At 74.8% G+C, this 1,096-nt stretch carries 1 protein-coding gene; it reads right to left on the bottom strand.

Going from position 1 to position 1,096, the window contains the following annotated elements; genetic code table 11:
- Positions 1-140 precede the first annotated feature (140 nt).
- A partial coding sequence (locus tag AC1MIR_RS27735; protein WP_480031399.1) for a Bug family tripartite tricarboxylate transporter substrate binding protein occupies positions 141-1,096 on the bottom strand: 956 nt, incomplete at its 5' end.

Below are 1,096 nucleotides of genomic sequence, written 5' to 3' on the forward strand. Positions count from 1 at the left end.
CCCGGCCCGCGGGGCGGGGCCCCCCGCCCGGCCGCGCCCCCCCCCGCGGCTGCCCCCCCCCGCCCCCACGAGCTGCTCCCGAATCATGTATCCCAGAGCACGACCGTCCGATCGACCGATTCCAGCCGATCGGAACGTGTCTAGTCGAGCTGGATGCGCGCCTCGCGGACCACGCCCGCCCATTTCGCGTGCTCCTCCACGACCAGCGCACGGAAGGCCTCCGGCGTCGAGCCGAGCGGCTCGCTGCCCTCGGCGGCGAGGCGCGCGATGGTCTCGGGTGCGGCGAGCGCCTTGCGCGTCTCCTCCGAAAGCCGCGCCACGATCGGTGCCGGCGTGCGGGATGGGGCGACCAGCCCGGTCCAGTTCACCGCCGCGAAGCCGGCGAAGCCGCTTTCCGCCACGGTCGGCACGCCGGGCAGCCCCGCCGCGCGCTGCGCTGAGGTGACGGCCAGCGCGCGCAGCGTGCCCGCCTCGATCTGCCCTTTCACGGCCAGCGGATTGGCGAAGAACAGGTTGACCCGCCCGGCCAGCAGGTCCGTCAGCACGGGCGCCGCGCCGCGATAGGGCACATGCGTCACCTCGATCCCGGCGGCACGGGCGAACATCGCGCCGGCCAGATGCCCGGTCGTGCCGTTGCCCGCATTGCCCGCCGTCAACTCGCCCGGGCGCGCGCGGCCGGCGGCGACCACATCCGCCTGGCGGCGGACGGGCGCGGCCTGCGCGACGACAAGGACGTTGGGCTGCGTCGCAACCGTCGAGACGAAGGCGAAGTCGGTCAGCGGATCGAAGGGCATGCGCGGGTAGAGCGCCGGGTTGATCGCCAGGTTCGAGGTCTGGCCCATGCCGATCGTGTTGCCGTCCGGCGCCGCCTTCGCGACGGCATCGAGGCCGATGTTGCCGCCCGCCCCAGGCCGGTTGTCGATGACGATGGACCAGCCCGTGAGGGCGGCGATGCGCCCGCCGATCTCGCGCGAGACCACGTCGGTGCCGCCCGCCGGGGGGAAGGGCACGATCAGCCGGATCGGCCGATCCGGCAAAGCATGGGCGAGGCGCGGCGCCGCCAGCATGGCGGCGGCCCCGACCAGCGTGCGGCGTG

The organism is Falsiroseomonas sp. RANM36, from assembly GCF_056682175.1.